The 8,745-nt window shown below is 32.2% G+C and carries 8 protein-coding genes and 1 tRNA gene; 7 read left to right on the forward strand and 2 right to left on the reverse strand.

The features are described from left to right. Positions 1-3: 3 nt before the first annotated feature. Positions 4-990 (reverse strand): hypothetical protein, encoded by a 987-nt coding sequence (locus ACIQ66_RS09430; RefSeq protein ID WP_396212553.1) that lies wholly within the window; start codon positions 988-990, stop codon positions 4-6. 228 nt (positions 991-1,218) lie between these two features. Beyond that, positions 1,219-3,168, reverse strand: coding sequence for a T9SS type A sorting domain-containing protein (locus tag ACIQ66_RS09435; RefSeq protein WP_396212554.1), 1,950 nt, complete (start codon positions 3,166-3,168; stop codon positions 1,219-1,221). Positions 3,169-3,413: 245 nt separating this feature from the next. Between ACIQ66_RS09435 and ACIQ66_RS09440 the strand changes: the two genes are divergently transcribed. The 7 genes from ACIQ66_RS09440 to ACIQ66_RS09470 all read left to right on the forward strand — a co-directional run. Beyond that, on the forward strand, positions 3,414-3,995 hold the full coding sequence (locus tag ACIQ66_RS09440; protein WP_396212555.1) for an RNA polymerase sigma factor: 582 nt from the start codon (positions 3,414-3,416) through the stop codon (positions 3,993-3,995). A gap of 4 nt (positions 3,996-3,999) precedes the next feature. Beyond that, positions 4,000-4,728, forward strand: a complete 729-nt coding sequence (locus ACIQ66_RS09445; protein ID WP_396212556.1) for a tol-pal system YbgF family protein — start codon at positions 4,000-4,002, stop codon at positions 4,726-4,728. A 141-nt stretch (positions 4,729-4,869) separates the two neighbouring features. Then, a complete protein-coding gene (locus tag ACIQ66_RS09450; RefSeq protein WP_396212557.1) occupies positions 4,870-5,643 on the forward strand; it encodes a TatD family hydrolase in 774 nt (257 codons plus the stop codon). A gap of 62 nt (positions 5,644-5,705) precedes the next feature. Next, complete coding sequence (locus tag ACIQ66_RS09455; protein WP_396212558.1) at positions 5,706-6,842, forward strand: 1-acyl-sn-glycerol-3-phosphate acyltransferase; 1,137 nt, start codon at positions 5,706-5,708, stop codon at positions 6,840-6,842. Next, complete coding sequence (locus ACIQ66_RS09460) at positions 6,832-7,857, forward strand: asparaginase (RefSeq protein WP_396212559.1); 1,026 nt, start codon at positions 6,832-6,834, stop codon at positions 7,855-7,857. The genes ACIQ66_RS09455 and ACIQ66_RS09460 overlap by 11 nt, the downstream gene beginning before the upstream one ends. Positions 7,858-7,903: 46 nt before the next feature. After that, a tRNA-Ser gene (locus tag ACIQ66_RS09465) sits at positions 7,904-7,988 on the forward strand. A 208-nt stretch (positions 7,989-8,196) separates the two neighbouring features. Next, positions 8,197-8,745: outer membrane beta-barrel protein (locus ACIQ66_RS09470; protein WP_396212560.1), on the forward strand; the 549-nt coding region annotated here is incomplete at its 3' end.

Genomic DNA, 8,745 nt, shown 5'->3' on the forward strand with positions numbered 1-8,745 from the left:
TTTTTATGGTAATGCATTTATTGCTGCTTTCATTTGGGCTTCGGTTCCTACTGTTGTTTCTGCTAAAGTGAAGTTGTAGGTTGCACCTGCTGTAATTGTAGCTGCTTTTATAGCATATCTCCAGTTTCCATTATCTTCTGTTACAAATATGATATGACAAGCAAGTCCGATTGGAATTTGACCATAATGTTCGCTAAAAACGCCTGCATTATAAGTGTCCAATTTTGCTAAAGCACTTCCTTCTCCATCATAGTGCAAATAGATAGCACTGTTTTCAAAATCGTAACCTGACGGAACTGTTGCTTGAATAGTTGTTTTAGGTCTTGGGTCGTTATAAAATTTATCTACATTTGTCCATCCAAAATCGCTTACAAAAGCGTAATAAGCAGCAGTTCCACCTGTTCCTTCTCCAAAAACACCCCCTTGACCATTAGGGTTTTGGTCTTGTCTTATCCAATCTAGATTTCCGTCTTCGTCAATATTCCCATTCCATAATAACATATTGTTTTGAAGTCCTCCTGTTAAATTGGCAGGGATTTTAAGTTGCATAGGACATGTTATCGCTAACGGAACGCCGGCTTGTGTTGCTTCTATGAAAAATTCTCCTCCTGAAATAATTAGTGCCATACTTCCATCTGGTTGTTGCCCCATAGTGGTTTTGTCAGTTGCTAACATGGTTCCGCCATCAAAAACTTCAATATAATCAATATCTACAACGCCTGTAACTGGATTTCCGTTTTTGGTTAAACAAGCTCCGTTTATGTTAATCTCAACGCCTTTTGCAGATGTTAAAGTGGTCAATCCGTTTTCGGCTGTGATTGTAAATTCTTGTTTGATAGCATCGAGTGCATCTTCTCTCAATCCTCCAAAAGCAGCTGCAGTTGGAGTTTTTGGTGTTTCAATAATTTGGTTGTTGTCATCATTGTTACAGCTTGCAAGTGCTAAAGTTGCCATTACTACTAATCCGATGTTTTTTAAATTTGTTCTCATGATTTCTAATTTTTTAATTGTTATTAATTTTGATTTCTATTGTTATATCAATTCTTGTTTTTATTTGTTACCCTTGTTTTGAAAAAAAATTTAAAACTTTAAATTGTAACTCATTTAAAGATTGATTACACCCTTATATAAACTGACTTCCCGATTTGTTACCCGTTAAAACATAAAAAACCGAATTCTTTTTAAAGAACTCGGTTTTTCAACCTATTTATATAAGATTTATTTTTTTATAATCTTTTCTGAATATTCTCCAGATACTGATTTTATTTTTACAAAATACATTCCACTAGATTGATTTTCAAGATTTAATTCAAAACTATTTTGTTCTAAAATATCTTGCGAAAACAATGTTCTTCCGTTACTATCAATTACATTAATTTCGCCTGAAGTTGGTTCTTTAAAATCTAAATTGAATATTGATGACGATGGATTTGGATGAATTTTAAGATTAGATGTTGATTCTAAAACTCCATTATTAGGAGTTATTCCTTCTCCCATTTTGAACAAAGCTTTGATTTCTTCTTTCATATCGTGTGTTAAGATAAAACCTTCTCCGCCTCTAAAATTAAAAGTCAATTGATAGGTCCATTTTTCATCATAACAACTGTTGCAACAAGCTGGAATATATAAACCAATAGCATATAATTTATTGTCGTCAAATGTATATGATGGAAACATTGTAGTTAATCCCCAAGTTGGACTTACCGCAGCTGATGTTTGACTATTCCATCCAAGTAAATTACTTGACCATGCAAATGTTCCTGTAGTAATATTTGCCAATGGCCCTGTTAACGGATAACTAGAAACCTCATAAACAAACCAGTAGTATTTTTGTTCTAATTGACAATCTCCAGTAGTTAAAAGGGCATCATCAGCACTAGTAAGATCATTTATTGAAGCCGTAATTTGATTAGACGCCCCAACATGCTCAACGGTAATATAACTATCTTGTTCTAATTTTTCTTGAATTGAAATATCATCAAGTGCTAAGTCATTTCCATCACCCATGCCGTCTTCTGCAAGATAAACTCTAATAGTTACAGATTGAGTATCACCGTTCAGTCTAAAACAAGCATTAATATTTAACCAATCGCACAAATCGGCTGTTGTATTTACTGGAAACCAATTTCCATTATAACCATCTGTAAAGGTTGCATTTTTCAATTCTATTCTAACTCTTGGAATTATATCAAAAGTACATTGAGGTAAATTTTTCAAGTTTAAACAAAGTTTATGTTCTTTTTCAGGATCAAGTGTTACCGTACTTTCATAAATAACAGATGTTGTCCCTGGTGCTTGTTGTGTTCGACCATTTACAACCATAAAGTCAGAATTGCTCCCATTTACACAAAAAGTATGGTCTTGAACTTGCCATTGCGGGCTAATTGTTGCCGCTTCAGAAGAATTTACAATACTATATTGTCCTGGCACAACTGAGTTTGGAGCAACACTTGTTTGATACGAGTATGCTGAAGTAAAACCTGTGTTTCCATTCTCAAAGTTTCCGTTTTGTACAAGGTTATCACCTTCGCAGCAGTATGCTCCATCGTTATTCACTTCTCCACAACCAGAGGTTACGCAAATATTATCTATTCCAACTCTTTCCAATTGGGCAGAAGAACCAGCAATATCTATCCAAAATTTAACTGCACTGCTATTATTCATTATAGCATTAAAATAACTGCAATCTTGCCCAACAGGCATTTTCCATGTTCCTTGCGCATTTGAAGGCAAATTCCCTCCAGCATCACAAAATCCAATAGGCGCACATATTTTTATCCAATCATCATTTTCTGTATAGGTTGCATATGTTTCAAAATAAATTGAGTTTCCAGAACTATCAAATAAATGTAATCTAATATTTATTGGAACTGAACTTCCTTGTACACCATCATTATATATTTTATAATCAAAACACAAACAATGATCTCCATCTCCAAATCTTTGTCCTAGATTCTGATAATCCACTTTATTTTCAATCCAACTTGCTCCACTACCATCACTAACCATTAAAAAACTAGAATTGTCTAAAGAGTTAAAAGTTGAAATTGTTGAAGTTGACAATACATTTGTCCAATTTTGCATAGACGTGCCATTAAAAGTGCTACATGGCACATTTTGACCGAAACTTGTAAATGTTACGAGTAACATTAAAATAATTTTTTTCATAATACTAAATATTAAATTTCCCCTACTCTACTGGCTTTTCGGGTTACGCCTTTTATTTTACAAAGGTTGTTTGTAGTTCAAAATTTATTTATAGTCGAGAAACTATATTTTGTTGTTTTAAAAACTGAAAAAAATGTAGGTTGTTTAACTAAATAATTTATTCTATATGTCTATATCAACTAGAAAATAAGTTTGTCAACCCATTAATTTTATTTTTTTTACATTAGCCACTAAATAAAGTGGTTATGTCAGAAAAAAATGCGCACCCAGATCAACTATACATTGACGGATTGTTACAGAACAATTCAAGTATTATTGACAGTATCTACAAAAAATTTGTACCCAAAGTCAAAAACTATATCCGAACCAATAGCGGAAACGACGATGATGCCCAAGATGTAATCCAAGAAGTATTAATAACTATTTACAATCAGGCAAAAACGAATGGTTTGCAATTGACTTGTCCTTTTGATGCTTATTTTTTTCTGCTTTGCAAAAGGCGTTGGCTTAACGAATTGAAAAAATCCTCCAATAAAGAGGTAACATTACAAGATGAAAATGTATCTACTGATGAATCGGTGCAAGAAATGACACTCCAAACCGAAGTTTTTGATGAAAAACAATCACTATTTGACGAAATGTTTCAAAAACTGGGCGAAAAATGTCAAGAAGTGCTCAAGCTGAGTTTTGTAACCAAAACAATGGAAGAAGTGGCCGAAAAATTGAATGTAACTTATGGCTATGTGCGTAAGAAAAAATCAATTTGCACGGGTCAATTAACCGAAATGATTCAACAATCAGCCAGATACAAATCTATAAATTACTAATGTCATGAACGAAGAACTTTATATAGTATTCGAAAATTATCTCACCAATCAATTGAGTGAAAAAGATAAAATTGACTTTGAAAATCAACTTCAAAACGATGCTTCTATTCGCGAAAAGTTTAGAATTTATCAAAATTGGACAAATTATCTAGAAAATAAATTTGATTCAAAAACAATAGATTTTAAAAAGAATTTGGAAACCATTTCTAAATCAAACTTCACAGAAAACAAAAAATCCGAAACTAAAGTTATCAGCTTCAAACCATATTATTTTGCTATCGCTGCTTCAATAGTTTTGGTCATTGGTACTTGGTTTATGATGCAGAATAGTATGCCGAATTACAATGATTATAACCAGCATGAAGAAGCCTACTTTACTGAACGTGGCGATGTTATTGAAAGCTTGAAGTTGGCGCAAGATGCTTTTAATGCTACGAATTATTCTGAAGCAATAACCAATTTTGAGATTGTTTTAAAATCGCATAAAAGACCTGAAATTGAATTTTATTACGCTATTTCATTGCTAGAAGTCGATAAATTTACCGAAAGTGAAGCTATCTTTAGCAATCTAAAATCAGGAACTTCAATCTATAAAGACAAATCAACTTGGTATTTGGCTTTGTCTAATTTGAAGCAAAAGAAATATGAAGAAACCAAAGAATTCTTAAAACAAATTCCAGAAGATGCCGAAGATTATGCAAAAGCCGAAAAATTATTAGATGAGTTGGATTAGTTGCAAAAAAAATAGTTAACATAAAAGTCACATAGATAGTTTTCATTTCTTTTGTGACTTTTGTGTTAAATAATTTATAACTGTAATAAACACTTTTTCTTTCGCTATTTTTGCAATTTGAAACTTGAAACAAAAATAAACTTGAAACCTCTATTTACCGATACGCACACACATCTTTATTCAGAAGAATTTGATCAAGATAGAAACGAAATGATTCAACGAGCTATTGATGCTGGTGTTTCAAGATTTTTTGTTCCGTCGATTGATTCTAATTATACACAAAAAATGTATGAATTAGAAAAGCAATTTCCTGAAAATATTTTTTTGATGATGGGCCTCCATCCTACTTATGTAAAAGAAAATTATCTTGAAGAATTAGCGCATGTAGAAACCGAATTATCCAAAAGAAAATTTCAAGCAATTGGTGAAATCGGAATTGACTTGTTTTGGGATAAATCTTTTTTGAAACTACAACAACATGCTTTTCAACATCAAATACAATTAGCTAAGAAATACAATTTGGGCATCAATATTCATTGTCGTGATGCTTTTGATGAAACTTTTGAAGTTTTAGAAAGCGAAAAAGCAGCCGATTTATTTGGTATTTTTCATTGTTTTACAGGCGATTTAGCTCAAGCAGAAAAAGCCATTTCACTTGGAATGAAACTAGGAATTGGTGGTGTAGCAACTTTCAAAAATGGAAAAATTGATCAGTTTTTAAATCAAATAGACTTAAAACATATTGTTCTCGAAACCGATTCGCCTTACTTAGCACCTGTTCCTTATCGTGGCAAACGCAATGAAAGCGGTTATGTGAAACTTGTTGCTCAGAAATTAGCAGAAATTTACAATCTTCCTATTGAAGAAATCGCTCAAATTACAACTGAAAATTCAAAAGCAGTTTTTGGGATTTAATAATTTATTTAAGCAATAATTGAGAAAAATTTTGTTCTTTTGTTCTACTAATTTTTATCAAAATGCAGAAATTCGATTCTATTCGACCGTTTTATGATGCCGAAGTAAATGCTGCCATTTGCGCCTCACTCAATCATCCGATGCTTAAGGCAGTAATGAATTTTACATTTCCTGATGTAGCAGATAATGTTTGGAAAGAACAATTGCGTAAAACACATTCTATCCGCGACTTTCAGTGTAATTTTATTTACCAAGCCATTCAAAAAGTGTTGCAAAAATCATCTGAAGGTTTGTCAACTTCTGGTTTTGAAAAATTAGAAAAAAACACTTCTTATCTCTTTATTTCAAATCACCGCGATATTATTTTAGACACTTCATTATTAAACTCATGTTTATTTGATTATGGTTTGGTAATGACCGCTTCTGCTATTGGTGATAATCTGGTAAAAAGAGATTTCATGAATACGCTGGCAAAATTGAATCGAAATTTTTTAGTCCAAAGAGGTTTGTCACCAAGAGAATTACTTCAAAGCTCAAAACTAATGTCGGAATATATCGGGCAATTATTGTTGCGTGAAAATCGTTCGGTTTGGATAGCCCAACGCGAAGGAAGAACAAAAGACGGAAATGATGCAACACATTCTGGTGTATTAAAAATGCTTGGAATGGGTTCTGATGAAAAAGAGTTGATGCAGTATTTCAAAAAACTAAAAGTGGTTCCAGTCTCTATTTCTTATGAATATGACCCAACTGATGCCTTGAAAATGCCACAACTTATGGCAGAAGCAAAGGATGAAATATATGTAAAAGAAAAAAATGAAGATTTTGTAAACTTACTTAGTGGAATTATTGGACAAAAAAAACGCATTCACATTCATGTTGGCAATGTATTAGACAAAGAGTTAGATATAATTGCTGCTGAAAATGACAATACAAACAAGCAAGTTCAAGCTATTGCTCAAGCAATTGACAATTCTATTTTACAATCTTATAAATTGTGGCCAACCAATTATATAGCCTATGATTTGCTATATAAAACTAATACTTATAGCAATCATTATACGGAAAACGAAAAATCATTATTTGAAAGAAGATTAGAAATGAAGATTGATGTTTCTAACGAAATGATAGTCGAAAGTTTCTTAAATATGTATGCAAATCCTGTTGTAAATAAGTCTAAATACGAAAATGCTTACTAAGCCAAACATATTATTAATTTATACTGGTGGAACCATTGGTATGATGAAAGATTTTGAAACGGGTGCTTTGAAAGCTTTCAATTTTAAAAAATTACTCCAAAAAATACCTGAAATAAAGCAGTTAGATTGCACAATCCAAACCATTTCGTTTGAAAAACCTATAGATTCATCCAACATGAATCCTGAAAAATGGATTACGATGGCTTCTATAATTGAAGAAAATTATTCAAAATATGACGGCTTTATAGTTTTACATGGTTCAGATACAATGTCTTATTCAGCATCAGCATTGAGTTTTATGCTCGAAAATTTATCGAAGCCTGTAGTTTTTACTGGTTCACAATTACCCATTGGCGACTTAAGAACCGATGCCAAAGAAAATTTAATTACAGCCATTCAAATCGCTTCTTTGCAACAAAAAGGAAAACCTGTTATTCAAGAAGTTTGCCTTTATTTTGAATACAAATTATACCGTGGTAACCGAACAACCAAGATAAATGCAGAACATTTCAATGCATTTACTTCTCCAAATTATACCGAACTGGCAGAATCTGGAGTTCATTTAAAAGTGAATTCAACTTTATTATTACCAAAATCTTCCAAAAAATTTGTAGTTCACAAGAAATTAGATGATAATGTGATGGTAATCAAAATGTTTCCTGGTATAAATGAAACCATTTTAAATTCAATTATTGCTACTCCCAATTTGAAAGGAATTGTTTTAGAAACTTATGGTTCGGGCAACGCGCCAACAGAAGATTGGTTTATTCAAATTCTGAAAAAAGCTATCAAAAGCGGTTTACACATTGTTAACGTAACGCAATGCTCTGGCGGAAGCGTAAATATGGGGCAATATGAAACTAGTACTCAACTCAAAAAGATTGGAGTAATTTCGGGAAAAGACATTACTACCGAAGCTGCTATAACTAAATTGATGTATTTATTAGGACAAAATGTGACTTCCAATGTTTTCAAAACCATCTTTGAAACTTCTTTGCGTGGAGAAATGAATTAAAGATTGTATTATTCCTATTTTTTACGGTTATTTGCACCACAATTTTAGAGAGGTGGCCGAGTGGCTGAAGGCGCACGCTTGGAAAGCGTGTATATGGTAACATATCGAGGGTTCGAATCCCTTCCTCTCTGCTAATTTTATTTTTTTAAATTTTTAGAAAAAATTAAGTAAAGATTTTGTTCGAATCCCTTACTTTGACTCTGCTGAACTAGCATTTAAAAACCTTTTAAAAAAATCAAAAGATTTTCAATTAAAGCTACCATTCTAAAATACATTAAAATCTTAAGTCAACTGATTTGATTGTCTTTTTTTTGTATTTTTATTGCAGAAAATTCTATTATGAGATTACTTATCAAATTACTTTTTTGTTTTTCTGTTTTTACTACTTTTTCGCAAGAAATTGAAACAGAAAAGAAGGTTGCCAAAGTTGATTCTCTTTACCGTGAAGATCAATTTTATGCTAGCATGTCATTTAGCATGATGCAAACCAAACCGCAAAGTTATTCAGTGACCAAACTTTCGGCTGGATTTTCAGCAGGTTTTCTTAGAGATATGCCTATAAATAAGTCAAGAACTATTGCAATTGCTGCAGGATTAGGCGCTTCGTATAATAAATTTGTCCACAATTTGGTTGTTACCAAACCAGCCTCTGAAATAATTTATTCAGTAATAAGCCCATCAGACTTCGATAAAAACAAACTTGAACTGGCAACTTTAGATGTTCCTATTGAATTAAGATGGCGAAACTCTACACCTGAAAATCACCGGTTTTTTAGAATTTATAGTGGTGTGAAAATGAGTTATGTTGCTTTTAGCAAATCAAGACTTATTGTAGGTGGAGAAACTTTTAAAATTAGAAACAGCCCTGATATTACTAATTTTAGAACT

The organism is Flavobacterium sp., assembly GCF_044377315.1.
Taxonomy (GTDB): Bacteria; Bacteroidota; Bacteroidia; order Flavobacteriales; family Flavobacteriaceae; genus Flavobacterium.